Origin of the sequence: Stutzerimonas xanthomarina DSM 18231 (assembly GCF_900129835.1) — a bacterium.
In the GTDB taxonomy this organism is placed as follows: domain Bacteria; phylum Pseudomonadota; class Gammaproteobacteria; order Pseudomonadales; family Pseudomonadaceae; genus Stutzerimonas; species Stutzerimonas xanthomarina.
Window position 1 is genome coordinate 160,642 of sequence record NZ_FQXA01000004.1, and the last position, 24,175, is coordinate 184,816.

A 24,175-nucleotide genomic window follows, 5' to 3' on the forward strand; every position below is an offset into this window, starting at 1 on the left:
TAAAGTTCCTCTTACTCGTCCACTCGGACTTCACGAAACATGCCCATTTCCATGTGAAGCAGTAGGTGACAGTGATAAGCCCAACGCCCGAGTGCATCGGCTGTCACGCGGTAGCTGCGCTTCGAACCTGGAGGCATGTCGATCGTGTGCTTGCGAACCATGAACTTTCCATTCTCATCCTCAAGATCGCTCCACATACCATGCAGATGAATCGGATGGGTCATCATGGTGTCGTTGACCAAAGTGATGCGTACCCGCTCGCCATATTTGAGCCGCAGGGGCTCCGAATCAGAGAACTCTATACCGTCAAATGACCAGGAGAACTTCTCCATGTGGCCGGTGAGATGGAGTTCGATCGTCCGACTGGGCTCACGGCCGTCCGGATCGGGGAAAGTGCTTCTCAAGTCGCTATAGGTCAGGACTCGGCGGCCGTTGTCTCGTAAGCCAATACCGGGATCGTTCAGCCTATGAGTTGGGCTCATGGTCTGCATGTCCACCAGTGGGTTATTGGACTCTGAGGGCGGGTGCGATTGCATACCTGCGCTCATCCCAGCCATTCCAGAGTGGTCCATCCCGGACATCCCACCCATTTTGCTGTGATCCATGCCGGCCATTGCGCCCATGTCGCCCATCCCTTGCATGTCACCGTGGTTCATGCCGGACATGTTGCTATGGTCCATCGCGCCCATGTCGCCGCCATGGTCCATGCCCGCCATACCGCCCATGCTGCCGTGATCCATCCCCATGTCGTCCATGGTGATTAGTGGTCGAGGATCGGTTTCTGGAACAGGAGCGCTCAGCCCTTCGGCAACCGCTAGCGTGCCACGGGCGTATCCTGTGCGATCCATCGATTGGGCGAAGATCGTGTAAGCCTCCTCGGTCGCAGGCTCGACAATCACATCGTAGGTTTCTGCCACGGCAATGCGGAATTCGTCGACGCTAACTGGGTTGACGTATTGGCCATCGGCTGCGACTACAGTCATCTTCAGCCCTGGAATGCGGACATCGAAATAGCTCATGGCCGAGCCGTTGATGAACCGCAGACGAAGCTTCTCGCCGGGCTTAAAGATGCCGGTCCAGTTCCCGTCGGGTGCTTGGCCGTTCATTAGATAGGTATAGGTGTAGCCGCTTACGTCGGCGAGGTCGGTGGGACTCATTTTCATCTGAGCCCACATTTTCCGATTCGCAATCGTAGCGGCCCAGCCGTCTTCGCTCACGTCGTTAATGAAGTCTCCGACAGTGCGCTTGTGGAAGTTGTAATAATCGGACTGCTTCTTGAGCTTAGAAAGGATTCGAGCGGGATCCTCATCGGTCCAATCGGTCAGCATGACGACATAGTCGCGGTCATAGCTGAACGGTTCGGGATCCTTAGCATCAATGACCAACGGGCCATAGACACCAACCTGCTCTTGTAGGCCTGAATGACTGTGGTACCAATAAGTACCGTTTTGTTTAACCTGAAACTTATATACATACATGCCATCGGGAGCGATGCCGTGGAAGCTCAATCCAGGCACGCCATCCATGTTGGCCGGCAGGATCATGCCGTGCCAGTGAATCGATGTATCTTCGCTCAGCTTATTCCTGACGCGCAGCGTGACGGTATCCCCTTCACGCCAACGTAGAAGCGGCCCTGGGATGGTCCCATTGATAGTCATCGCTGTCCGGGCCGCGCCGGTGATATTGACCGGCGTCTCCCCAATCAGCAGATCGAACTCCGTGCCGGTTAGTACGCTGGGCTGGCCTGGGCTACTCACTGCCCAGACCGGAGCTCGCCACAAGCCAAGACCGCCAAGGAGGCCTGCGGCAGTCAAGCCTTTAACAAAGGTTCGCCTAGAGGTTTTACGTTGCATGTGTAGGTTCCAATCAAACTAAGGAGCCAAGCCGAAACCAGCCTTTAGGGTTGGTGTTGCCAGCGTTAATCGATCTTAGAAGCTCGCGCACGGTCTGTCTTATCAAGCGACTCGCCATTATTCGTAAATATGGCATGCCGAAGAAAAACGCGTGATTACATTTTTGTAAGCTTAAAGCGCCCCGAAAACGTCTGCGATCAGAGTTCCGGTCACTTTAGCTGGCTTTACTTAAACCGCGGGCTGGATAAGAGCCGCTAAAAAGGTCCGGCCATAATCTAGCAGTTCATTAGCAGTTTGTTGCTCATTCACTGCTTTTCAGCGGATCTTTCCAGGCTGTGCGGGCAATCTAGAAGGCCTCATGAGATTGGATAATTATCAAATCTTAGCCGCTCAAGAGGGTTGTAACCTACTAGCCAGTATAAACTTGGTCTGCTCGGTGCGAAGATATTAGGGTAGGTTTTTGACGAGCCATGGTTCGAAGTAGCTATAACGGCTTCGCCGGTTCTACAAACATTTCTGCCTATACCAGCACCGTGGCAGCTATAACATCGCAGAAGCTGCCACAGTTAAGAGCTGCGCAGTCAAATCTGCGTACGGTTTCGCTTCAGCAATTAGCATGAGCGTGCTTCGCTGAAGTTTCCTTCGCGGCTAGCTCCTGGGCTTGGTCGTTCTGGTCAGCCTGATAACTAGCGATCGCTACTTGGCGAGCCTGCTCCATACGAGCAAAGGTACGATCACCACCACCTTCTGCCATTGCATAGGAAGAGCTTGCTGCGATGGCGAGCAGTACAGAAAGGGATTTGAAAAGTTTCATTACTTTTTACCTTTGTTTACGAAGATACGGGAGACCCAGCGCAGCTCCATTAACAGAGGCTTGGGCTTGTGTGTAAGCTAACCGAGTGTCCCTGTCAGAAACCTGATCGAAACATTACGGTTTCGTCAGTAACGCAGAAGAAGTGAGTACAAGCGAAAGCGCAGGTTGCGTGTATGGCATCTTTACCTGCTGTAAATAGGTTCTGTTCCAGCATGCAAAAAAAAAGGCGCCATCAAGGCGCCAATAGGCCAAAGGAGCATGGAAATGGCCAAAAAGCAGAGTGTGGGGGCAACTGCTGGTGTAGACGTTAACGCTAGAAGCTGTCAGACAGATGATGCGAGCATTACGTTTCTGTAAGGTACTGGATGCAAGGACCGACAACCGCCACACTGTTCTAAATGCTTGCAGGAGTACCTTATGAAGCTTCTTGTTGCTGAAGACGAGCCGAAAACAGGCACCTACCTACAGCAGGGGCTCACGGAGGCCGGCTTCACTGTCGATCGAGTAGAGAACGGGACTGATGCTGCTCAGCATGCGCTTCACGGGGAATACGACCTGCTCATCTTAGATGTGATGATGCCTGGCCTGGATGGGTGGCAGGTTTTACAGAAAGTCCGCGCTGCCGGTAATGAGGTTCCCGTGCTCTTTCTCACCGCCCGAGACGGGGTTCAGGATCGAGTAAAGGGATTGGAGTTGGGCGCTGATGATTATCTCATCAAGCCGTTTGCCTTCTCCGAATTGCTAGCCAGGATCCGTACGTTGCTTCGCCGCGGCAATAATGCTCCCAACCAAACAATACTCAAACTCCTCGACCTTGAGGTCGATCTGCTCAGGCGTCGGGTTACGCGATCGGGGAAACGAATAGACCTAACTGCAAAGGAATTCGCTCTTCTTGAGCTATTACTTCGGCGTCGCGGGGAAGTGCTCTCAAAGTCACTTATCGCCTCCCAAGTATGGGACATGAATTTCGACAGCGATACCAATGTGATTGAGGTGGCGGTACGACGGCTGAGAGCAAAAATCGATGATGAGTTCGAACCTAAGCTCATACAAACCGCGCGTGGGATGGGCTATTTGATCGACGCGCCAGACCGCTAGGATGGTCTGAAGTAGACCATGTATTTCTGGCTGACTTCGGCCCTGCCGATTTCAAAAACGGCGATTCGGCTAAAAAACGATCAAGTCATCCGCTCTTTCCCGGTTTTTAGCCGGCGCGAGCACCTCGCGGCGGCCATTTCCCGCATTACAGACGCACCTCTCCTGCATTGGTCAGCAAATGTCTGCGCGCCATCCACAGGTTCGACAGTGCGAACAGTGTCACCAGCTGCGCGGTGTTTTTAGCCAGGCCACGGAAGCGTGTCTTCACATAGCCGAACTGGCCCTTGATCACCCGGAACGGATGCTCGACCTTGGCACGCACCTGCGCCTTGGCCTTCTCGATCTTGCGCTTGGCTTTGTACAGCGCGCTGCGCTTACTCACCTTCTTGTACGTGCTGCGGCGGGCCGCGATCTGCCAGATCACCTCTCGGCCGTCATGTTCCGGGCGCTTCTCTACGCCGGTGTAACCCGCGTCAGCCCCAACCATGTTTTCCTTGCCGTGCAGCAGTTTGTCGACCTGGGTAACGTCTGCAATGTTGGCTGCCGTACCCACCACGCTGTGCACCAGGCCGGACTCGTCATCAACGCCGATATGCGCCTTCATGCCGAAGTAATACTGGTTGCCCTTCTTGGTCTGGTGCATGTCCGGGTCGCGCTTGCCGTCCTTGTTCTTGGTCGAACTCGGCGCATTGATCAGTGTGGCATCGACGATGGTGCCTTGGCGCAACGACAAGCCTCGGTCACCCAGGTAGCCATTGATCACGGCCAGGATGCCGGCAGCCAACTCGTGTTTCTTCAGCAAGCGACGGAAGTTGAGGATGGTCGTTTCGTCAGGGATGCGCTCCAGGCTCAGCCCAGCAAACTGGCGCAAGATAGTGGTCTCGTACAGCGCTTCCTCCATCGCCGGGTCGCTGTAGCCGAACCAGTTTTGCATCAGATGGACACGCAGCATCGCCATCAGCGGATAGGCCGGTCGGCCGCCTTCACCCTTGGGATAATGCGGCTCGATCAAGGCAATCAAACCCTTCCACGGCACCACCCGATCCATTTCGATCAGGAACAACTCCTTGCGGGTCTGTTTGCGCTTGCCGGCGTACTCGGCGTCGGCGAAGGTCATCTGCTTCATCGGAAAACTCGGCGGGTTGCGTCCGGGTATTTTGCCAAAATCAGGAAGTCTTTTTCAGACCATCCCTAGAGCGAAAGCTTGGCATTCCACGCGGTGGGCCAAGCTACCGGTACCTATGCGGTAAAGGCGAGCCACCGAGCAAGGAGCGGTGCCGAACCTCAGTTCTCCGAGCTAGATTTCTTCGGCTGTGGCACGAAGAAGATGGGTCTCTGCGGGGGAGCTATCAGAATATCAGTGGATTTGATGCTAGTGCCCTTGCGACGCCTGGTCTTGCCATCCTTACCGACCGCCAGCAAATCACCGGTCGCAACAGCGATATCGAGCGCCTGCTTTACGCGAAACTCGTCAGCCATGGTGTAGTTGGTCAATCCGCTCATCAGGCCCAGGAAAGGTTGCCGTTCTACCTCGTAGACCTGTTTGGGCAAGAGCTCTGAAAGTTCTCCCCGGATGCGGTCATCGGTGGCATCGTCGAAGTGATGCTCATCCAACAGCAAATCGTGTTGGCCTGTCACGGCGATATCCCGATTGGCGTCGTAGCCGAAAAAGCTGGAAGGCGACAGCATATGGGAAAAGTTGTTGCCGTATTTCCAGTGGATCTTCTTCATCACATCGTTGGCGCGGTAGTTGTTCGCCAGATGGATAAACCAATAGGCCATCGGGTTGCTGCCAGCAGGGCGGATGAAGAACACGGTCATGTACTGGGCACCGCTTTCCTGTTTGATCCCCTCAGACAGATGGCGTTGGATCAGGTACTGCCAATTGCGAGGCTGATGCGCCTTCAGCTCTTTCAGCATGCTCCATGGCACATGGTGATCCAGACCGATATTGGCGATGGCCTTCCGATTCGCTTGGCGGTCAGCCAGGTACGTGACCAGAAAATCGACGTTGAAGGTAAGCAGCACTTCGGCATTGCTGAGGTGCTGGAAAATCCATTTGATCTTGGGGAACGGCACGTCGCCATAACCTAGTCGTCCGTGATCACTTCACCTGCACCGCTAGAATTTTCTCAATGGCGTCTCTGGCTTGTGGATGCCCTGAGAAGTAATGAGCCTCTTCTATAAGAAGAGCTTTATTTGCTGCCTCATCACAGAAAATCTGCGGGCGATACCTGACCAGAAGTGATCATAGGAACACTTCGAAAAAGTTAAGTTTTGAAGCCTAGATTTGACCCAAAATCAGCAAAAGCTAACTAAAATCTCTGCCATGACACAGGGTCGAGAGAAAAAACCATGCCGAAGAGACTGGGAAGCCAGTGACTACAGGGGCTCGGCTGAAGATCGCAAAACGCGACTAAAACCTAATAGGGCAGATAGACGTATTGAGCCATGGAGACGAGTGCCCGTGACGAAGAAAAGGAGTGGGAGGCGAAACCCGTCGTGGTAGACGGGTCAAAACAATTGGGCAAAGCTACCGGAATGACACAGACAGGGCAAACCAGGGGAATGGCTTCGCTGTAATGGCATTTTGCCAAGTCGCAAGGCATTCTTGCGTCATACGTGCCAGCTACGCTGCCGCTCAGCTTGAAAGGTCCGATCCATTTTGGCCGACACTGATCCTCACCCAATACGCACGCCTCGCCCCGAGGGGCTCGCCAGGCTTGGTCACTACCTCGCCGGAGTGGTGGGTCGGTTTCTGCTGCCTCGGCGTTTTGAATCGCACTGGCAAGCCTGGCGCTACTCGGTCACGGCGTTGGATGCGGTCGAAGAGCGGATTCTCATTACCGACTTTGCCGGCGGGCTCCAGTACATCAACAGTTCAGCGGCCGCGATGTTCGGCTTGGGCCACCGCGATCTGTCTCGTTATTCGTTGCAGGGATTATTGCCAGCGCTGGCGCCAGAGGCGTTCGACGTCCGCAATGCCGAGGCCGAGATTGCTCTTGATCCAGTGAGTCTGCTGCAAGATGGCGAGCGACATCTCTATGCGGTGACCCGTCGAGCGTTGCGTCTGAGAAATGAGATACGCCCCTCGGGCTTTGTCTGGGTCATGCGTGACATCACGCGCGAGCATCTGGCACAGACTGCACTGGAGGAGCGCGAACGCTTCTGGTCCGAGGTGCTGAGAGCGGTGCCTGACACCCTCTACGTTCAGGATATCCAGAGCGGCAGTCTGGTGTTCAGCAACAGCAATCTCGCCTCCCGGCTGGGCTACAGCGAAGAGGAGCGGGGGGAGGACGCTAACGCGTTCTGGCCGCGTATCAGCCACCCCGACGATCAGGAATATATCTGGCGCCTGTTGTCTCTGCGCAAGTCGATGCGTGAAGGGGTGGGCCAGGAGTCGCTGCTGCGCTGGCGTCACCGGGACGGCAGCTGGCGCTGGTTCAGCATCCGTGAGCAGGTGCTGTCACGTGATGATAGCGGCCAGGTCTGGCGCCTGATCGGCGTGGCCCGCGACGTGACTGCGAATATCGAACACAGCCACTCGCTGCGTGACAGCGAGCGACGCTACCGGATGCTGGCCGGCAGTCTGCAGGATGTCATTTTCACCACGGACAGCTCGGTCCATATCGACTACATCAGCCCGTCCGTACAGACGGTGTTCGGCTACAGCCCGGAATGGACGATGCGTCACGGGCTCGATCGGGTCGTGACCAAGCCGCGCCAAGCTGCGCGCTTCTACGAGCTGATGCGCAGGGTACGCAAGGCCTCGTTCAATCTGGCGGCGCTCACGGAGCTTGAACAAAGCCTGCACGGTGAGACGCTGTACTTCGACTGCGTCGCTGCGGACGGTCGGCCAGTGGCGATCGAGTTGCGCATCACACTGATCTGGAATGAAAACAACCGTTTCGGCGGCGCCTTGTGCGTGGGTCGCGACATCAGCAAGCAGCGCCAGGCGGAGAAAGAACTGCGGCGTGCCGCGACGGTATTCGAGCATTCCACCGCCGCCATTGTGGTCACAGACCCTGACGGCAATATCGTCCAGGTCAACGACGCGTTTGAACGCATCACCGGGTACGCGAGCGCCGAGATAGTGGGCAAGCTGCCGGCCACGCTCAGTGCGGATCGTCAGCAGGCCAACCAGATGACATTCGTGCGAGACCAGATCCTTGAAATCGGGAAATGGGAAGGTGAGCTCTGGCTCAAGCGCAAAGGCGGGGAAGCCTTCCCGTGCTGGATCGGCATTACCGCAGTGCGTGACGCTGATGGCGACCTGGTCAGTTACGTGTGCTTCTTCAGCGACATGAGTGAACGCAAGGCCAGCGAAAAACGCATTCATCGCCTGGCCTACTACGACAGCCTGACCCAGCTGCCGAACCGTACGTTGTTCCAGGACCGTCTGCACAGCAGCCTGCAGCTGGCCGCACGACGAGGCAGCTGGGTGGTGCTGATGTTTCTCGATCTGGATCGTTTCAAACCGATCAACGATTCGCTCGGACACGCCGCCGGTGACCACATGCTCAAGGACGTCGCAATGCGCCTGGCCTCTTGCGTCGACGAGGACGATACGGTGGCGCGCATGGGCGGTGACGAGTTCACCTTTCTTCTGCATCCAAGCGCCGACCGCGACGAGGCGCTCACCCGAGCGATTCATGTGGCGGACCGGATTCTGGCCAGCCTGACGGAGCCTTTCGTGCTTTCCGGGCGGGAATTTTTCGTCACCGCCAGCATTGGCATTGCGCTCAGCCCACAGGACGGCGACGACATCAGCCAGCTGATGAAAAACGCCGACACGGCGATGTATCACGCCAAGGAGCGGGGCAAGAATAATTTCCAGTTCTATCAGGCTGAGATGAACGCGCGTGCGTTGGAGCGTCTCGAGCTGGAAAGCGACCTGCGGCATGCGCTGGAGCAGCAACAATTCGTGCTGCACTACCAGCCACAGTTTCTTTCCGACGGCAAAACGCTGACGGGCGTCGAGGCTTTGCTGCGCTGGCAGCATCCGGATCGGGGGCTGGTTCCGCCGGGCGATTTCATCCCGGCATTGGAAGAGCTGGGGCTGGTGGTCGAAGTCGGTGACTGGGTGCTGGGCGAGGCCTGTCGGCAAATGGCCCGCTGGCAGGCGCAAGGGCTGGCCGTGCAAAAGGTGTCGGTGAATCTCTCCGCGCGGCAATTTTCATCGGGGCGGCTCGGCCAGCGCATCGCGGCCATCCTGCAGGCCAGCGGAATTGCACCCGGCTGTCTTGAGTTGGAGCTGACCGAGAGCATCCTGATGCAGGATGTCGGCGAGGCGATGCGCATTCTTGAGTCACTGAAGCGGCTGGGGCCTTCAATCGCCATCGACGATTTCGGCACCGGCTATTCCTCGCTCAACTACCTCAAGCAGTTTCCGATCGATGTGTTGAAGATCGACCGCAGCTTTGTCGATGGCTTGCCTGCGGGCGAACAGGACGCTCAAATTGCCCGGGCAATCATCGCCATGGCGCATAGCCTGAAGTTGTCGGTGATTGCCGAGGGCGTGGAAACCCAGGCTCAGCTGGATTTCCTGCGCGAGCATGGCTGCGATGAGGTGCAGGGCTTCTATCTGGCCAGACCGATGCCGGCCGAGCGGTTACTGGAGATGCTTGGCTCGGCTTGAACAGCCCGCTTGCGGCGGTCCGATTCATGTTGCAGATGACCATGCTTCATACCCGCGTTCCGGCGGATGAGGTAGAATCCGCGCCTCTCTTTATTACCGCCAGCTGATTCTCAGGGGACTGCCAACCATGTTCAGCCGTGATTTGACCCTCGCCCGTTTCGACGCCGATCTCTTCGCTGCCATGGAGCAGGAAGCCAAGCGTCAGGAAGACCACATCGAGCTGATCGCCTCGGAGAACTACACCAGCCCGGCGGTGATGGAAGCCCAGGGGTCGGTCCTGACCAACAAGTACGCCGAAGGCTATCCGGGCAAGCGCTATTACGGCGGTTGCGAGCACGTCGATGTCGTTGAGCAGTTGGCCATCGACCGCGCCAAGGAACTGTTCGGCGCCGACTACGCCAACGTCCAGCCGCATGCTGGCTCCCAAGCCAACAGCGCCGTCTACCTCGCCCTTTTGCAGGCCGGTGACACCATTCTCGGCATGAGCCTGGCCCACGGCGGCCACCTCACCCACGGCGCCAGCGTGTCCTCCTCCGGCAAGCTGTACAACGCGGTGCAGTACGGCATCAACGACCAGGGCCTGATCGACTACGACGAAGTCGAGCGTCTGGCCGTCGAGCACAAGCCGAAGATGATCGTCGCCGGCTTCTCCGCCTATTCGCAGGTGCTGGATTTCGCCCGTTTCCGCGAAATTGCCGACAAGGTCGGTGCTTACCTGTTCGTCGACATGGCCCACGTGGCCGGTCTGGTCGCCGCTGGCGTCTACCCGAACCCGGTTCCGTTTGCTGATGTCGTCACCACCACCACTCACAAAACCCTGCGCGGACCCCGCGGCGGCCTGATCCTGGCGCGTGCCAACGCCGAGATTGAAAAAAAGCTTAACTCTGCCGTCTTCCCCGGTGCCCAGGGTGGCCCACTTGAGCACGTTATCGCGGCCAAGGCCGTGTGCTTCAAGGAAGCGCTGCAGCCTGAGTTCAAGGCCTACCAGCAGCAGGTCGTTAAGAATGCCCAGGCCATGGCTGAAGTGTTCATCCAGCGGGGCTTCGACGTGGTTTCTGGCGGTACGCAAAACCACCTGTTCCTGCTCAGCCTGATCAAGCAGGACATCACCGGTAAAGATGCGGATGCCGCCCTGGGCAACGCGCATATCACCGTGAACAAGAACAGCGTACCGAACGACCCGCGTTCGCCGTTCGTGACCTCCGGTCTGCGCATCGGTACCCCGGCCGTGACCACCCGAGGCTTTGGCGAGACTGAATGCCGTGACCTGGCGGGCTGGATCTGCGACATCCTCGACAACATGGGCGACGAGTCGGTGATCGACGCGGTCCGTGGCAAGGTCGAGGCGGTCTGCGCCAAGTTCCCGGTCTACGGTAAGTAACACGCTTCATGCAGTAGCGAAAGCCCGGCCTTTGCCGGGCTTTTTCGTTTTCGCGAGGAAGCGCCTGCGTTACGACGCGTCAAGGCAAAGTGCCATCCGGCACTGTGCCTGCCAGGCCGCTTGAGTTAAGTTTCACTCACGATTCGCCCGGTTCAGGTCATCGGAGAGGCTCGATGCAGCTCAAGTACAAGATCGCCGCACTCAGCATTCTGCCCCTGTTGTTGGCCGTTGCAGTGGTCTGTGCGCTGGTGCTGTTTCAGAATCAGCGCCTCGGCGAGCAGCAGGCGAAACTGATCGAAAGCAGCATCCTGGCGAGCAAGCAGGTCGAACTGAAGCATTACGTCGAAATGGCCTTGAGTACCGTGGCGCCGCTCTACGACAGCGGACAGGACGATGAAGAGACTAAACAGAAAGTGCTCGCCGCGCTGGGGCGATTCAGCTTCGGCAGCGATGGCTACTTCTTCGTCTACGACCGCAGCGGGCGCAACCTGATGCATCCGCGTCAGAGCGAGCTGGTCGGCAAGGATCTGTGGAACATGACCGATCCCAACGGCCTTAAAGTGATCCAGGCGCTCATGCAGAGCGCCGAAACGGGTAGCGGTTTTCAGCGCTATGCCTGGCAAAAACCCTCCACCGGACAGTTCGCCGCCAAGCTGGCTTATGTGGTGATGCTCGAGCGTTGGGGCTGGATGCTGGGGACCGGCATTTATCTCGAGGATGTCGATGAGGCGATCCTGCAGGTGCGCGAAGAGGTTGCCAGTCGCATCCACACCACCATGCTGGCCATCGCCGGCGTCGCGCTTGTCGCGGTATTGCTGGTCTTTACCAGCGGCCTCACGCTCAATGTCAGCGAACGAAGGCTGGCCGACCGCAAGCTTCAATTACTGACCCAGCGCATCGTCAGCTTGCAGGAAGAGGAACGCTCACGTGTTTCCCGAGAGCTGCATGACGGCATCAGCCAACTGCTGGTGTCGATCAAGTTCCAGTTCGAGCTGGCCAGCCATGAACTCGCCAGCGGCAATCCCAATGCGCTGGCAACGCTGGATCGCGGCACCGAGCGGCTGGCGGGGGCGATTGGCGAGGTGCGACGCATCTCCCATGATCTGCATCCATCGCTGCTCGACACGCTGGGCCTGTCGGCGGCTGTTGGCCAGCTTGTGGCCGAGTTCGAACAGCGCAGCGGGCTGAAAATGCTATACAGCAACGACCTCGGTGAGAACGATCCTGACGATTCGGTGGCTGTTGCGCTGTTTCGTGTGCTCCAGGAAGCGCTGGCCAATGTCGAACGTCATGCTGAAGCGCAGTCTGTGCACATCAATCTGGACGGCGACGACGCGTCGGTGCGCCTGCGGGTGAGGGACGACGGCGTCGGCTTCAATCCGCGCCATCTCGACAGTATCAAGGGCGGCGGCATCGGTCTGCGTAACATCCGCGAACGGGTGGAACACTTCGGTGGGCGTTTTAGCCTGCTGTCAGAAGCAGGCGGTACCGAACTGGATGTCACCCTGCCGGCACGGGTTGGCTGAATTATCGAACTTCAATACAAGAGGCCCGCTCGATGAACCCACACGCGTGTATCAAGGTGGCGCTGATTGACGACCATGCTTTGGTTCGGGACGGCATCCGCGCCCTGCTGATGGCGATTCCCGAACTGGACGTGGTTGGCGAAGCTGGAAGCGGCGCCGAGGCGCTTGAACTGCTGGATCGTGTCACAGCCGATGTGGTGTTGATGGACATCGGCCTGAAGGACATGAACGGCCTCGAGCTGACGCAGTCACTGCGCCAGCAGTTTCCGGAGTTGCGCGTGCTGATTCTGAGCATGTACGACAATCAGGAGTACGTGAACACCTCGGTAAAGGTCGGCGCCAGTGGCTATGTACTGAAAGACGCACCGTCTCGCGAAATCATTGTTGCGATCCAGGCGATTGCCGCCGGAGGCACCTACTACAGCGAGGGCATCGCCGAAAAGCTGGCCAGCCGGGGTGCCGAGGAGCGCGAACTCACCCCGCGTGAGCGCGAGGTGCTGCTGATGCTGGCCCAAGGGCATAACAACAAGACCATGGCGCGCGCGCTGGAAATCAGCGTGCGGACGGTGGAAACCCATCGGCTGAGCATTCGCCGCAAGCTGGATATCGATCGACCGGCGGATCTTATGAAGCACGCCATGGTGCATGGCTGGCTACCGGGGCAGCATTAAGCCAAACGCTTGTTCGCGCCTCCCGCCAGATGCGCACTAAAAGCAGGCGGTGTTCCGCGGCGGGTTCTGTAGGATAGGCCCATCCAATTCTCCGGAACGCGCCATGAGCCACGCCTCTACCAGAATGATTCCGCCGCCACCCTTGGTCTACCTGGCCTTCATTGGTTGTGCTTGGGGACTGTCGACATGGCTACCGCTGGACCTGCCTGTACACGAACTGGCGTTCTATGCCGGCTGGGTGTCGATAACGTTGGGCATCGTGCTGATGCTCTGGTCGGCGCTGGAAATGCATCGCTATCACACCACCATCAACCCCTACGGCAAGCCGAGCAGTTTGTTGCAGAGCGGGCCGTTTCGTTTCTCGCGCAATCCGATCTATCTGGCTGACACCTTTATCTATTGCGGCGTCGGGTTGTTGCTGAACAGCATCTGGCCGTGGCTGCTGCTGCCCATGCTTATCCTCTGCATGCAGCGCACCGTGATCATTCATGAAGAGCACCTGCTGCTGCGATTGTTCGGTGATGATTACCGTATGTACCGTCGTCGTGTACGGCGCTGGATCTGAGCGGTCGGGTGATGGACGTCGCCTATAGTGAAACTGAGGGTTTCGGGGAGTGGACAGGATGAATGAGACAAGCAGCGACCGCCGGCGCTTCCAGCGCTTTGAATTCGATGCCGAAACGGAGCTGATGCAGGGGCAGCGTCGCTGGCCCGTGCAACTCCACGATCTTTCACTGAGGGGCTTGTTGGTGCACCGCCCAGCTGATTGGGATGCCGATCCCGCCCAGCCCTTCGAAGCGCGTATCCGGCTCGCCGATGACGCCGAAGTTCGCATGGAGGTCGAAATGACGCATGGCGAAGGCGAGCTGGTCGGTATGGTCTGCCGACATATCGATGTCGACTCGATCAGCCACCTGCGGCGGCTGGTCGAGCTCAACCTCGGTGACGAAGCGCTGCTTGAGCGTGAGCTGGCAGCGCTCGGTGAGCCCCGATAGGCGGTGATTACTCGAACAGCGCATCAAGCGCCTGTTCAAGCCGTGTCACGGCAATAATCTGCAGCCCGGCGGGTGCCTCTTTCGGCGCGTTGCCCTTGGGCACGATGGCGCGCTTGAAGCCATGCTTGGCGGCTTCCTTCAGCCGTTCCTGGCCGCTGGGCACCGGACGGATCTCGCCGGAAAGACCAACCTCACCAAACACCAACAGATCGGTATCCAGCGGGCGATTGCGCAGGCTGGAAATCACCGCCGCCATCAGCGCCAGATCCGATGCCGTCTCCAGCACCTTCACGCCACCCACCACGTTGATAAACACGTCCTGATCGTAGGTGGGAATACCACCGTGGCGATGCAGAACGGCCAGCAGCATGGCCAGGCGGTTCTGATCGAGTCCCAGGGTGACGCGCCGCGGATTGGCCATATGGCTGGTGTCGACCAGCGCCTGCACCTCGACCAACATCGGCCGGGTGCCTTCCCAGGTGGCCATGACCACGCTGCCAGGCACCGCTTCCTGCGCACGGGTGAGGAAGATCGCAGAAGGGTTGGTGACTTCCTTCAGACCCTTGTCCGTCATGCCGAACACGCCCAGCTCGTTGATCGCACCGAAGCGGTTCTTCACGGCGCGCAGCAGCCGCAAGCGACCGTCCGATTCGCCTTCGAAGTACAGCACCGTGTCGACCATATGTTCCAGCACCCTCGGCCCCGCCAGTGCGCCCTCCTTGGTCACGTGACCGACGAGGAAGATCGCCGTGCCACTCTGCTTGGCGTAGCGCACCAGCAGCGCCGCGCTTTCCCGTACCTGGGCGACGCCGCCGGGCGCTGACTGCAGCTGCTCGGTGAAGATGGTCTGGATCGAGTCGATGACCATCACCTTGGGCTTTTCCAGTCGTGCAGTGGCAATGATTGATTCGATGCAGGTCTCGGTCATCACCTTGAGCTGGTCCTGCGGCAGGTCCAGGCGGCGTGCACGCATGGCCACCTGCTGCTGCGATTCCTCGCCGGTCACGTAGAGCGCGGGAAACTGTCGGGCAATGTTGCACAACGTCTGCAGCAGGATGGTTGACTTGCCGATGCCGGGATCACCGCCGATCAGCACCACGGAGCCGTCGACCAGTCCGCCGCCGAGTACGCGATCCAGCTCGCCGGAAGCGGTTGAAAAACGCGGCACTTCCTCGACGCTGACCTCGGCGAGGGTCTTGATATTGGCTTTCTCTCCGGCCCAGCCAGCGCGGCCACTCGGCGGTGCTGCACCGTCGATGATGGTTTCCACCAGGGTATTCCAGGCACCACAATCGCCGCATTGGCCAGCCCACTTGGGAAAGGTCGAGCCGCATTCGGTGCAACCATACATGCGCTTGGCCTTGGCCATGAGAAACTCCGGGTCGGATGAGAGGAAGCGCATGATAACGACTGGCTTGATCGACATCAGCCACAAGCACTACGCAAGTCGCGAGACTGTAAACAAATCGAACAGGAGTGAGTCCCATGCGCCATTTGTTGTTTCTGCACCTGTTGGGTGCCAGCGTCTGGGTGGGTGGTCATTTGGTGCTGTTGTTCAGCGTACTGCCCGGCGCGCTGAAACGGCGAGATGTCCAGCCGGTACGGGCTTTCGAGCAGCTCTACGAGCGGGTCGGCATTCCGGCCTTGTTGGTCCAGATCGTTACGGGCGTCTGGTTAGCAGGCAAATGGCTGCCGCATTCGCAGTGGTTCAGCGACTCGCCTATCGCCCATCTGGTCCAGGGCAAGCTGATATTGCTGGCGTTCACGGCGGTGCTGGGCGTTCATGCGCGGCTGGCGATTATTCCGAAGCTGGATGCACAGCGCTTGCCGCAACTGGGCGTGCATATCGTGCTCATCACGCTAACCGCCGTGGCGTTTGCCTGGGTCGGTACGGGATTCAGATTTGGCGGTTTGTTCTAGGCGGTGGTTGCTGAGGTTCAGCTGGTATGGCGGGGCGGGGCGGTGCTAGCGGGCAGGGAGCGAGGGGCGGAGATAGGCGGGTCGAGAAAGGTTTTTGATGTTCAGCATTCGTCCCGCGACTCATCGCCGATATCTGGCGTGTGGGTGCGGGACGTGCACGGTGCTGGGCTAGCTTAGCCGCCGCAGCCACCGCAGCAGCTGCCGCTTGCGTGCTTGAGTTCGCGGCTGATGTCGTTCTTCAGCGTCACCTGCTCTTGCTTGAGCGCGCTGAGTGCCTCGTCGTCCAGCGTTACTGCACCGGCTTCGACGCTACGGATTTTCTGGTCCAGCGCTTCATAAGCGTCTGTCTTGCTCGCGAACGAGGCGTTCTGCTGGCGCAGCTTCAACAGCTGTTCTTGCTTCTCGGGGAAGTCTTTGGCGAGCGCTTGATGTTCAACCTGCATGGTGTTTCTCCGGGCTGTTTCTGAAGGTTTGTACATTAGCGGTGTGCCTCGCCATTTCTTATTGATCGCGATCAAGATCAGGCTATGGCACCCTTCCGCCCGTCCTCGGGCAGTCTAGCGCGGCGGTTGAGCCCGCCTTTGCCTATACTCATCCGAGCCATACGGCCGGCGCTCCAGCCGCACCTTTCAAATTGAATGGGATATCTTCAGATGGGCATGATCAACGAATTCAAAGCGTTTGCAGTCAGGGGCAACGTGATCGACATGGCGGTCGGCATCATTGTTGGCGCCGCGTTCACCAAGATCGTCTCGTCATTTGTCGCCGATGTGGTCACGCCGCCATTGGGGCTGTTGATTGGCGGCGTTGATTTTTCGGATCTCTCCGTCGTGCTCAAGCAGGCGGTCGGCGATACGCCGGCAGTGACCTTGAGCTACGGCAGCTTCCTGCAAACGGTGTTTGATTTCATCATCGTGGCCTTCGCCATCTTCCTCGCCGTAAAGGGCATCAACAGTCTGAAGCGCAAAGAGGCAGAGGCGCCGTCCGCACCGCCAGCACCAAGCAAAGAAGAAGTGCTGCTTACCGAGATTCGCGATGCATTGCGGGCGCAAAATCGGCCCCAAATCTGATCCTGGCGGTATCCAGCCGGCGTTTATGGCTCTGCTTCTGCTCAAGCCGTGATCAATCGTTTGAGCCATTCCAGCAGTACGCTTGGCAGCAGCTCTGGTCTGGGCAGCAAGGCGTATTGCTGGGCACCGAAGATCTTCGGCAGGTAGTTCGCGGCCTGGCGATCAATGGTCAGACAGAAGGTCGAAATGCCCTGCAGGTTGGCTTCGGTCACTGCCTGTCGCATGTCCTCGACGCCAAAGCGACCCTCGTAGTCATCCTTGTCGTTCGGTTTGCCGTCGGAGAGCAGCAGCAGCAGTCGGTGCGTGGCGGCCTGCTGTAGCAGCTCGCTGCTCGCATGACGGATCGCCGCGCCGGCGCGGGTGTAGTGTTCCGGCTCCAGCGCGCTGATGTGCAGGGCCACGTCTTGGCTGAAAGGTTCGTCGAAGCGTTTCAGTTGCCGCACGATCACGGCGTCCGGGCCTTCGCCCGAAAATGCCTGCACCGCATAAGGCTCACCGAGACTTTCCAGGGCAATACAGACGATGAGCAGCGCTTCACGCTCAACATCGATGATTCGGCGCCCGGCTGATACCCAGCCGTCCGTCGAGCCGCTGACATCGATCAGCAGGGTAATCGCCAGATCCCGTTCCGCCGTGCGTCGGTTCTGATATAGCGTATCGGACAACGAGCCGCCGGCTCTGAAGTCGGCGTAGCTGTCGATATACGCCTGCAGGTCGATGTCATCGCCATCCAGCTGTCGCCGACGTGTCACGCGGCGGGCCCTCAGCATCTCAAAGCGCCGGCGGATCTGGTTCAACATCGAACGGTGTTGATCCAGCGTAGCGTCCACCCATTGCGGTGAGCCCGGCAGATTTGGCAGCACCCGAACGGTGGCGCCGGGTTGGCGATAATGCCCAGTACGATAATCCCATTCCGGATACTGCAATCCCTGGCTATCGGCGATGGCGCGCTTGAGCTGCAGGGCCGTGTTGCTGTCGGGCGGATCGTCTGAAATCAGCACCTCTTTAGGGCGCCCGGGTGTCGATACTAGGCGCGCCTCGGGCAGTTCGGAGAGCATATCGCCGTACTCGTCGGCGCTAGTGTCCTCGTCATGGTCAACCGGACGATTAAGGCCCAGCGGGTCTTCGGCATGCTGGTGCGGCTCATCGGCCTGCACCATGAATATGCCGTCGTCGTGCTTGTCCTCATCATCCCTGGCGTTGCGGATGTCGGGGCGCCTTGGCAGCTGGGCGCTACGCGGCGGCGTCGTGTCGGTGGAGGTTGCACTGCCGTCCGGCAGCATTCTGGCGGGCTCTTCTGCCGCACTGCCAGGCCGAAGCAGGCTGCCGGTCCACCGATCGTGAAGCAGCGGCGCGTTGCCCTGCGAACGATCCTGCGCTGATAACCCGAGAGTGGTCAGCACGGGATCGATTAACCGCTGCGAATGTGCAGGCGACTCACTGAGCGGGAAATCTTTCGGTGCGTGGCCGCAGGGGCTCGCGAGCAACTGACGCAGCAGTGCTTCGAGCCGCTGGCGCTCCGGCGAGAACGCGGTGAGTGCCGGACGTTGTTGTAACGCCTGTTGCCGTAACCGCTCGATGGCAGTGGCCATGCCTGGCAGCATTTCAACCAGCGCTTCATCGACCGCCCAGGCTTCGAGCAGCAGATAGACGTCAGCCTGCAGGGAGGAAAACGTTTCGTCGATGAGGTCGGCACTGCCGCGTTGGGCGCGTATCGCCTGTTGCAGCGCCATGATTCGATAAAACTCGTTACCGTGATCGACGTCCTCGATGCCTGAATCGGCGGGCAGCCATATGCGCTGGCCATCAGTGGCCGGAATTGCCTGGCATTGCCAGGGGTGCTGAGCACGACGAAACAGCCGAGCCAGCAAGGTGGGGCGTGCGGGAGGCTGTGCGATTCTGATCGGGTAACTTATGCCCGTGACGGCGGTAATCAGCAGGTCGAGGCGAGGCGCCGCATCGGCAAGCACTACGGTCGGTGGGCCTTTCGGCAGCGGACGATAACGGCGCCATAGCCTCTGCGCGAAGATCGTGGCATGGCGCGCGGCATCACTGACCAGCTCCTCGGCTTCAGCCATGGCGGCGGCAAGCGTAGAGGCGACGTTTCTCGGCGTGTTTAGCTGCCGCGCAAACGTAGCGAGGGACGGTGCAGTGCCTAGACAAAGGTGCCGTTTACCAGATCGCGCAAGGTGCTGACCATCGAGGGCTCGTCGGACAGCGGTGAAACTACAGCGGCATAGCAAGCCTCCCGTACCGGAATGCCGCAAAGGGTCAGCGTGCCGGCGGCGATCAGCAGGCGGGTGCTGGGGACTTCCGCCAAGCCGCGATCACGCAACTGGCGAATACGCAGGGCAAGACTGACAAGACCCTTGGCGAGAGCCGGCTCGACCCCGCTTTCGTGCTGTACGATCAGCGCCTCGTGCTCGGGCGTCGGGAAGTCCAGATCCATCGCAACGAAGCGTTGGCGGGTGCTGGGCTTGAGGTCTTTGAGCATGCGTTGGTAGCCGGGGTTGTAAGAAACGACCAACTGGAATCCGGCTGCTGCCCGAACGTTTTCACCGGTCTTGTCGATCGGCAGCGTTCGCCGATAATCGGTCAGTGCGTGCAGCACCACGACTGTGTCCTGCCGCGCCTCGACGACCTCATCCAGATAGCAGATTGCCCCTTCGCGAACGGCACGCGTCAGCGGCCCATCCTGCCAAACGGTACCGTCATGGCGGATCAGGTAACGGCCGATCAGATCACTGGCCGCGAGGTCGTCATGGCAGGGGATGGTGATCAGCGGCCGACCGAGTCGCCAGGCCATGTGCTCGACAAAGCGCGTCTTGCCGCAGCCGGTCGGGCCCTTGAGCATGACCGCCAAACCCCGGTTGTGGCATTGCTCGAACAGCGTGACCTCGTTGCCCGCCGGCCGATACCAGGGCTCGTCCCGTGGTTGGCGAACGGCAAAGTCATGAACAGACTGATCCACACCCACCTCAGACGGCCCTGTCTGCAGGCATGCCGGGTTCTGTCAGCTCCTGTTCATCCACCTCGAAACGTGGTCGGTAGCTGAAGAAGTCGTAGATAAACAGGCCGACACCGAGGGCAAAAATGCTGGCGGTGGAGATCAGCATCACGAAATGGATCTGAATCTTCAATTGAGTATCCAGATAGCCCATGCCCATGATCCGCTCCAGATACACTTGGCCAATCCCTGCCGTGGCGAACGAAAGCGTCATGCCGAACATGCCGGCCAACTGCAGCCAGAACGCCCAGTAGCCGATCGTGGTGCCTTGTTCCGGCCGCTTGTTAGTCAGTGATGGCAGGGCGTAGGTGATCATCGCCAACACGATCATGGCGTAGGCGCCATAAAAAGCCGCGTGGCCGTGCATGGCGGTGATCAGCGTGCCGTGGGTCCACTTGTTGATGCTCGGCCAGGTATGCGCCAGCCCCAGCAAGCCGGCGCCGAACAGGGTGAAAATGGTGCTGCCAAGTGTCCAGTGCAGCGCCAGGGAGTTGGGGTGTGCCATGCCTGAGCGGCGCATGGCGCTATAGGCATACATCGCCATGCCGATGATCGCCAGCGGCTCCAGCGCGCTGAAGAAACCGCCAATCGGCAGCCAGTAATGGGGCACACCGACCCAATAGTAATGGTGCGCGGTGCCGATAATGCCAGCGATGAATACCAGGCCGACGATCACGTACAGCCACTTCTCCAGTACTTCACGGTCCGCCCCGGAGAGGCGAATCAGCAGATACGCGAGAAAAGCGCCCATGATCATCATCCATACGCCTTCGACCCACAGGTGAATGGTCCACCAGCGGTAAAAGATGGAAACCGTGTAGTTCTCGTAATGCAGCAGGGCGGGGAAGAACAGCACGGCTGAGCTGACCAGACCGAGCAGCAGCACCCCTTCGGTGGTCGTGAATCGGCCGGATTTCTTGATCGTCATGCCGATGTTGTAGAGGAAGATCAGCATGCAGATGACGATGACGATCTTATGCGGCAGCGGCTGCTCCAACAGCTTGTTGCCTGTGCCATAACCGAACAGGTAGCCGATGATCGCGGTAACCCCCATTGCGGTCCACAACCCCAGCTGGATGTAGGCGAGCTTGGTGCTGTGTAGTTCGGTGCGTGACTCATCGGGCACCATCCAGTAGGTGGCACCCATGAAGCCGGTCAGGACCCAGACGATAAGAAGGTTCGTGTGGATGACCTTAGTGACGTCGAACGGCAGGATATTCAGCAGCGGATCTGGACCGAGATATTTGGTGGCCGACAGCAGGCCGAACACCAATTGCAGTCCGAAAAGCACCATTGCGACGGCGAAGTACCAGTAGGCGACCGATTGTGATTTATAGCGCATGGCTGAACCCCTGCATGTTCGTCCGGCGGGCAGTGCGCACCGCACTCATTTGAAAGACGCCAGGTACTGCACCAACTGATCGATCTGCTCGTCGGTCAGCGATTCGGCGTAGCTGGTGGGCATGAAGGACACGCCCTCGGCTGAGTACATCTCCCCAGGATGCAGGTAGGCGCTTGGCGAAACGATCGACTCACGGATATAGCTCTCGATGCTGTCGGCTTTACCGCTGTAACTCGGCGAGTCGAGAGTTTGCTGCGCACGTGTTGCAACACCAGCCAATGTTGGGCCCGCAAGATTCACGCCGGGCGCAATGGAATGGCATGCGTTGCACGCCGGGGTGGCGGTGCGGAACAGTGCCTCGCCGAGGGCAATTGGGCTTTCGTTGCCTGAGACTGGCCGAGCGCCAGGCGGCATCTGATTCTCGGTTTTGCCGGGGCCGGAAATATCCTGCTGGGCAATGGTCAGGCTGGTGCCCGGAATCGACGAGCCGGTGACCAGAATGGGCCTCGGTGGCCAACCCTGGTTGTCGACATTGGCGACCCAATCGAGGAACGCGATGAGGTCGTCGATTTCCGGGTCTTCGAGGTTGGGGTTAGGCATCAATCGACGATGCTGCTCCTCGTTATAAAACCGTTCTGGCTCCCTTAGAAACGCCTTGAGATAGGGTGCGCCGCGCAATTGGGCAATCTTTGTGAGGTCGGGCGCGTAGTAGGCGCCTTCACCGAACAGCGTGTGACAGTTGATGCAGTTGTTGGCGTGCCATACGTCGTTACCTCGGGTGACCGCCGGGGTGATGCTGTCGGCATTGGTCAGCTCTGGAAACTGCCGGTGGCTGTCAATCGTCATTCCGAGGAATGCCAATGCGGCAACCAGAGTCGAGCCGATGGCGAACAGGCGGGTTTGTCGTTTGTTCATTGCAGGCTCCCCCTAAACGCCGATTCCGGCCCAGTGGACGATACCCATGACGCCGGCATAAATGGCTGCCGCGGCCATTAGCGCCAGCACCACAAAACTGAGGACTCTGAAGAACTTAACCAAAGCTGTGCTCCTTTCGTTCGCTGCGGGGCTGCGGTTAGTCGGGACTTGTTTGGCTCGTTTTCGTGTCAGTGCGGCGCTGGATATTCACCAGCACCACGGCGTCGGTCAGCCCGCTTATCGCATGTTCAACGTTTCCAGCCAGATAGAGGTGATCGTTCACCTGCATGGGGTGCCAACCGTCATGCGCCTGCACTTCGATACTGCCCTGCAGACATTGCAGGGTGATGGCGCCCGCGACAGTGTGAGGTGGAACCTGTTTGCCGGCAGGCAAGCACAGGCGCATGACCTCAAGCTCCGGGGTGCTGACGATTGCTCGTGAATGCAGAGCAGGTGTTTGAGGGTGGGCGAGGAGATTGACCACTTCACCCGATTGAGCATGGTGTAAGGCCATGAGTCATCACCAAACCAAATGTGTACTCGGAGGCTAGTTCAGGGATTGTGATACGTCGAATGGGATTCGGGGTTGAGACCTGCAAGCCAGAGCGGCCTGCAGGTATTGATGCCGTGTTTACTCGGGTTTAGGCGTGTTCGCGGTGCTGGCCGGCAGCGTTGGATAAGCAACTTGTGGCTGGTCGCCAGTAAGGCTGTGCAGGAAGGCTGTGATCGCCTTTACCTCGTCACCTTTGAGCTGGCGGCCCAGCTGGCTATCGCCCATGATGGCCACCGCCTGCTCCAGGTCCCAGACCTCGCCACTGTGGAAGTAAGGCGGTGTCAGGGCGACGTTGCGTAGCGGTGCGGCACGGAACACGTACTCGTCGTTGGCCGTCTGGGTCACTGCGAAACGGCCCTTGTCGCCCTCCGGCAGGATCTCCGCGCCTGGCTTTTTGATCACGCCAAACGGGAAGTAACCTTGGCCACCGACGTTGACACCGTTGTGACAGGCAATGCAGCCGGCGTCCATGAACAGCGCCAGGCCTTCTTTCTGTTGGGCATCGAGCGCCTTGTCGTCACCCTTCAGAAAGCGGTCGAACGGCGAGTTCGGCGTGGTCAGGCTGACTTCGAAGGCTTCCAGGGCATACGCCATGTTGTCGAAACTGACCGGCTCCTTGTCTCCAGGAAAGGCCTTCTTGAACTCGGACACGTACGCCGGAATGCTCTTGAGGGTCGCTTCGACCCGTTCGGGCGTACTGTTCATCTCGACGCTGGCCTGGACAGGCCCCTTGGCTTGCTCCTGTAGATCCTTGGCGCGGCCATCCCAGAACTGAGCCGCATTGAACACGGCGTTGAGGACGGTCGGCGAATTGCGTGGGCCTTTTTGCCAGCCGTGGCCGATGGAGGTGGGCACGTTGTCGCTGCCGCCGATGCTCAGGTTGTGGCAGCTGTTACAGCTGATCACATGGCTGCTGGACAGACGCGGATCGAACCACAGCTTGTGGCCCAGAATGACCTGATCCTTGTTGACCGCCTGACCACGGACTTCGGTGACCTGATCGGGCACCGGCTGAAATATGGCATTGGCACGATCGCGCAGCTCATCGGCATGGGCAATGTGCGTGATCAGCATTAGCCCACTGACCAGGGCGGGAAAATAACGAGGCATCACGGAATCCCTTTTCTCATGTTGGCGATTTCATGAGGCGCTATCTCCCTTCTGGTCGAATTGATATGCGTCAAGGCACCGGCCGTTCGTGATGGGCCTGGTTGTCGCACGCTGTGGATGAGCCGGGCGAGGGCGGCCGTATCGTCTGACTCTGCGCGCTACAGCCCGTCGAGTGTGCCCGGTCTCGATAGGCGTTCTGATCACCGTCACGCGATGACGGCAGGCTCTAATCGGCAATTCACCTTTCGAGGCTTTGTCGAGCCTTGCAGGCGGGCGGAGGCA

Annotated in this window: 19 protein-coding genes and 2 pseudogenes; 10 read left to right on the forward strand and 11 right to left on the reverse strand. The window is 59.0% G+C overall.

Going from position 1 to position 24,175, the window contains the following annotated elements:
- Positions 1 to 11 precede the first annotated feature (11 nt).
- Positions 12 to 1,853 carry a copper resistance system multicopper oxidase gene (locus BUE09_RS11760; RefSeq protein ID WP_073301137.1) on the reverse strand — a complete coding sequence of 614 codons (1,842 nt, stop codon included), beginning with the start codon at positions 1,851 to 1,853 and terminating at the stop codon, positions 12 to 14.
- A gap of 604 nt (positions 1,854 to 2,457) precedes the next feature.
- Positions 2,458 to 2,667 (reverse strand): co-regulatory protein PtrA N-terminal domain-containing protein, encoded by a 210-nt coding sequence (locus tag BUE09_RS11765; protein WP_023444727.1) that lies wholly within the window; start codon positions 2,665 to 2,667, stop codon positions 2,458 to 2,460.
- Between the two features lie 417 nt (positions 2,668 to 3,084).
- Between BUE09_RS11765 and BUE09_RS11770 the strand changes: the two genes are divergently transcribed.
- Positions 3,085 to 3,765: a heavy metal response regulator transcription factor gene (locus tag BUE09_RS11770; RefSeq protein WP_073301138.1), complete on the forward strand. Its 681-nt coding sequence runs from the start codon at positions 3,085 to 3,087 to the stop codon at positions 3,763 to 3,765.
- Between the two features lie 145 nt (positions 3,766 to 3,910).
- Here BUE09_RS11770 and BUE09_RS11775 read toward each other — a convergent pair whose 3' ends face one another.
- Both BUE09_RS11775 and tcmP read right to left on the reverse strand, forming a co-directional pair.
- On the reverse strand, positions 3,911 to 4,891 hold the full coding sequence (locus BUE09_RS11775) for an IS5 family transposase (protein ID WP_073301139.1): 981 nt from the start codon (positions 4,889 to 4,891) through the stop codon (positions 3,911 to 3,913).
- Between the two features lie 158 nt (positions 4,892 to 5,049).
- Positions 5,050 to 5,856: pseudogene (gene tcmP / locus BUE09_RS11780) on the reverse strand (three-Cys-motif partner protein TcmP); the annotation flags it as partial.
- 928 nt (positions 5,857 to 6,784) lie between these two features.
- Between tcmP and BUE09_RS11785 the strand changes: the two are divergent.
- The 6 genes and pseudogenes from BUE09_RS11785 to BUE09_RS11810 form a co-directional block, all read left to right on the forward strand.
- A pseudogene (locus BUE09_RS11785) lies at positions 6,785 to 9,403 on the forward strand (sensor domain-containing protein); the annotation flags it as partial.
- A 127-nt stretch (positions 9,404 to 9,530) separates the two neighbouring features.
- Positions 9,531 to 10,784 carry a serine hydroxymethyltransferase gene (gene glyA, locus BUE09_RS11790; protein ID WP_073301141.1) on the forward strand — a complete coding sequence of 418 codons (1,254 nt, stop codon included), beginning with the start codon at positions 9,531 to 9,533 and terminating at the stop codon, positions 10,782 to 10,784.
- A 173-nt stretch (positions 10,785 to 10,957) separates the two neighbouring features.
- The gene (locus BUE09_RS11795) at positions 10,958 to 12,310 is read left to right on the forward strand and encodes a cache domain-containing protein (protein WP_073301142.1); all 1,353 of its coding nucleotides are present in this window, start codon (positions 10,958 to 10,960) and stop codon (positions 12,308 to 12,310) included.
- A gap of 32 nt (positions 12,311 to 12,342) precedes the next feature.
- Positions 12,343 to 12,981, forward strand: a complete 639-nt coding sequence (locus BUE09_RS11800; RefSeq protein ID WP_073301143.1) for a response regulator — start codon at positions 12,343 to 12,345, stop codon at positions 12,979 to 12,981.
- 103 nt (positions 12,982 to 13,084) lie between these two features.
- Complete coding sequence (locus tag BUE09_RS11805; protein WP_073301144.1) at positions 13,085 to 13,546, forward strand: methyltransferase family protein; 462 nt, start codon at positions 13,085 to 13,087, stop codon at positions 13,544 to 13,546.
- A 58-nt stretch (positions 13,547 to 13,604) separates the two neighbouring features.
- Complete coding sequence (locus BUE09_RS11810; RefSeq protein WP_073301145.1) at positions 13,605 to 13,976, forward strand: PilZ domain-containing protein; 372 nt, start codon at positions 13,605 to 13,607, stop codon at positions 13,974 to 13,976.
- A gap of 7 nt (positions 13,977 to 13,983) precedes the next feature.
- Here the strand turns inward: BUE09_RS11810 and radA are convergent, their stop codons facing one another.
- Positions 13,984 to 15,345 carry a DNA repair protein RadA gene (gene radA / locus BUE09_RS11815; protein ID WP_073301146.1) on the reverse strand — a complete coding sequence of 454 codons (1,362 nt, stop codon included), beginning with the start codon at positions 15,343 to 15,345 and terminating at the stop codon, positions 13,984 to 13,986.
- Positions 15,346 to 15,461: 116 nt separating this feature from the next.
- Here radA and BUE09_RS11820 point away from each other — a divergent pair, with 116 nt between their 5' ends.
- Positions 15,462 to 15,896, forward strand: coding sequence for a CopD family protein (locus BUE09_RS11820; RefSeq protein WP_073301147.1), 435 nt, complete (start codon positions 15,462 to 15,464; stop codon positions 15,894 to 15,896).
- Positions 15,897 to 16,069: 173 nt separating this feature from the next.
- Here BUE09_RS11820 and BUE09_RS11825 read toward each other — a convergent pair whose 3' ends face one another.
- The gene (locus tag BUE09_RS11825) at positions 16,070 to 16,339 is read right to left on the reverse strand and encodes an HP1242/YdcH family protein (RefSeq protein ID WP_073301148.1); all 270 of its coding nucleotides are present in this window, start codon (positions 16,337 to 16,339) and stop codon (positions 16,070 to 16,072) included.
- 210 nt (positions 16,340 to 16,549) lie between these two features.
- Here BUE09_RS11825 and mscL point away from each other — a divergent pair, with 210 nt between their 5' ends.
- Positions 16,550 to 16,966, forward strand: a complete 417-nt coding sequence (gene mscL / locus BUE09_RS11830) for a large-conductance mechanosensitive channel protein MscL (protein ID WP_073301149.1) — start codon at positions 16,550 to 16,552, stop codon at positions 16,964 to 16,966.
- A gap of 41 nt (positions 16,967 to 17,007) precedes the next feature.
- Here mscL and BUE09_RS11835 read toward each other — a convergent pair whose 3' ends face one another.
- From BUE09_RS11835 to BUE09_RS11850, 4 genes are all read right to left on the reverse strand, one after another.
- On the reverse strand, positions 17,008 to 19,044 hold the full coding sequence (locus BUE09_RS11835) for a nitric oxide reductase activation protein NorD (RefSeq protein ID WP_073301150.1): 2,037 nt from the start codon (positions 19,042 to 19,044) through the stop codon (positions 17,008 to 17,010).
- Positions 19,045 to 19,121: 77 nt separating this feature from the next.
- The gene (locus tag BUE09_RS11840; protein WP_073301436.1) at positions 19,122 to 19,937 is read right to left on the reverse strand and encodes a CbbQ/NirQ/NorQ/GpvN family protein; all 816 of its coding nucleotides are present in this window, start codon (positions 19,935 to 19,937) and stop codon (positions 19,122 to 19,124) included.
- Between the two features lie 7 nt (positions 19,938 to 19,944).
- Positions 19,945 to 21,315 carry a cbb3-type cytochrome c oxidase subunit I gene (locus BUE09_RS11845; protein ID WP_073301151.1) on the reverse strand — a complete coding sequence of 457 codons (1,371 nt, stop codon included), beginning with the start codon at positions 21,313 to 21,315 and terminating at the stop codon, positions 19,945 to 19,947.
- 45 nt (positions 21,316 to 21,360) lie between these two features.
- A complete protein-coding gene (locus BUE09_RS11850) occupies positions 21,361 to 22,230 on the reverse strand; it encodes a c-type cytochrome (protein ID WP_073301152.1) in 870 nt (289 codons plus the stop codon).
- Between the two features lie 172 nt (positions 22,231 to 22,402).
- Between BUE09_RS11850 and BUE09_RS20490 the strand changes: the two genes are divergently transcribed.
- Positions 22,403 to 22,672: a hypothetical protein gene (locus tag BUE09_RS20490; RefSeq protein ID WP_156889440.1), complete on the forward strand. Its 270-nt coding sequence runs from the start codon at positions 22,403 to 22,405 to the stop codon at positions 22,670 to 22,672.
- A gap of 189 nt (positions 22,673 to 22,861) precedes the next feature.
- Here the strand turns inward: BUE09_RS20490 and BUE09_RS11860 are convergent, their stop codons facing one another.
- Complete coding sequence (locus BUE09_RS11860) at positions 22,862 to 23,893, reverse strand: cytochrome-c peroxidase (protein ID WP_073301154.1); 1,032 nt, start codon at positions 23,891 to 23,893, stop codon at positions 22,862 to 22,864.
- Positions 23,894 to 24,175 lie beyond the last annotated feature (282 nt).

What these genes read in the sequence shown, in the direction of transcription:
- BUE09_RS11765 (WP_023444727.1), bottom strand. Translation starts at nt 2,667, where the DNA reads ATGAAACTTTTCAAATCCCTTTCTGTACTGCTCGCCATCGCAGCAAGC.
- BUE09_RS11845 (WP_073301151.1), bottom strand. Translation starts at nt 21,315, where the DNA reads ATGCGCTATAAATCACAATCGGTCGCCTACTGGTACTTCGCCGTCGCA.
- BUE09_RS11850 (WP_073301152.1), bottom strand. Translation starts at nt 22,230, where the DNA reads ATGAACAAACGACAAACCCGCCTGTTCGCCATCGGCTCGACTCTGGTT.
- BUE09_RS11835 (WP_073301150.1), bottom strand. Translation starts at nt 19,044, where the DNA reads ATGGCTGAAGCCGAGGAGCTGGTCAGTGATGCCGCGCGCCATGCCACG.
- BUE09_RS11805 (WP_073301144.1), top strand. Translation starts at nt 13,085, where the DNA reads ATGAGCCACGCCTCTACCAGAATGATTCCGCCGCCACCCTTGGTCTAC.
- BUE09_RS11770 (WP_073301138.1), top strand. Translation starts at nt 3,085, where the DNA reads ATGAAGCTTCTTGTTGCTGAAGACGAGCCGAAAACAGGCACCTACCTA.
- BUE09_RS11775 (WP_073301139.1), bottom strand. Translation starts at nt 4,891, where the DNA reads ATGAAGCAGATGACCTTCGCCGACGCCGAGTACGCCGGCAAGCGCAAA.
- BUE09_RS11820 (WP_073301147.1), top strand. Translation starts at nt 15,462, where the DNA reads ATGCGCCATTTGTTGTTTCTGCACCTGTTGGGTGCCAGCGTCTGGGTG.
- BUE09_RS11795 (WP_073301142.1), top strand. Translation starts at nt 10,958, where the DNA reads ATGCAGCTCAAGTACAAGATCGCCGCACTCAGCATTCTGCCCCTGTTG.
- BUE09_RS11810 (WP_073301145.1), top strand. Translation starts at nt 13,605, where the DNA reads ATGAATGAGACAAGCAGCGACCGCCGGCGCTTCCAGCGCTTTGAATTC.
- glyA (WP_073301141.1), top strand. Translation starts at nt 9,531, where the DNA reads ATGTTCAGCCGTGATTTGACCCTCGCCCGTTTCGACGCCGATCTCTTC.
- BUE09_RS11760 (WP_073301137.1), bottom strand. Translation starts at nt 1,853, where the DNA reads ATGCAACGTAAAACCTCTAGGCGAACCTTTGTTAAAGGCTTGACTGCC.
- BUE09_RS11800 (WP_073301143.1), top strand. Translation starts at nt 12,343, where the DNA reads ATGAACCCACACGCGTGTATCAAGGTGGCGCTGATTGACGACCATGCT.
- radA (WP_073301146.1), bottom strand. Translation starts at nt 15,345, where the DNA reads ATGGCCAAGGCCAAGCGCATGTATGGTTGCACCGAATGCGGCTCGACC.
- mscL (WP_073301149.1), top strand. Translation starts at nt 16,550, where the DNA reads ATGGGCATGATCAACGAATTCAAAGCGTTTGCAGTCAGGGGCAACGTG.
- BUE09_RS11825 (WP_073301148.1), bottom strand. Translation starts at nt 16,339, where the DNA reads ATGCAGGTTGAACATCAAGCGCTCGCCAAAGACTTCCCCGAGAAGCAA.
- BUE09_RS11860 (WP_073301154.1), bottom strand. Translation starts at nt 23,893, where the DNA reads ATGCCTCGTTATTTTCCCGCCCTGGTCAGTGGGCTAATGCTGATCACG.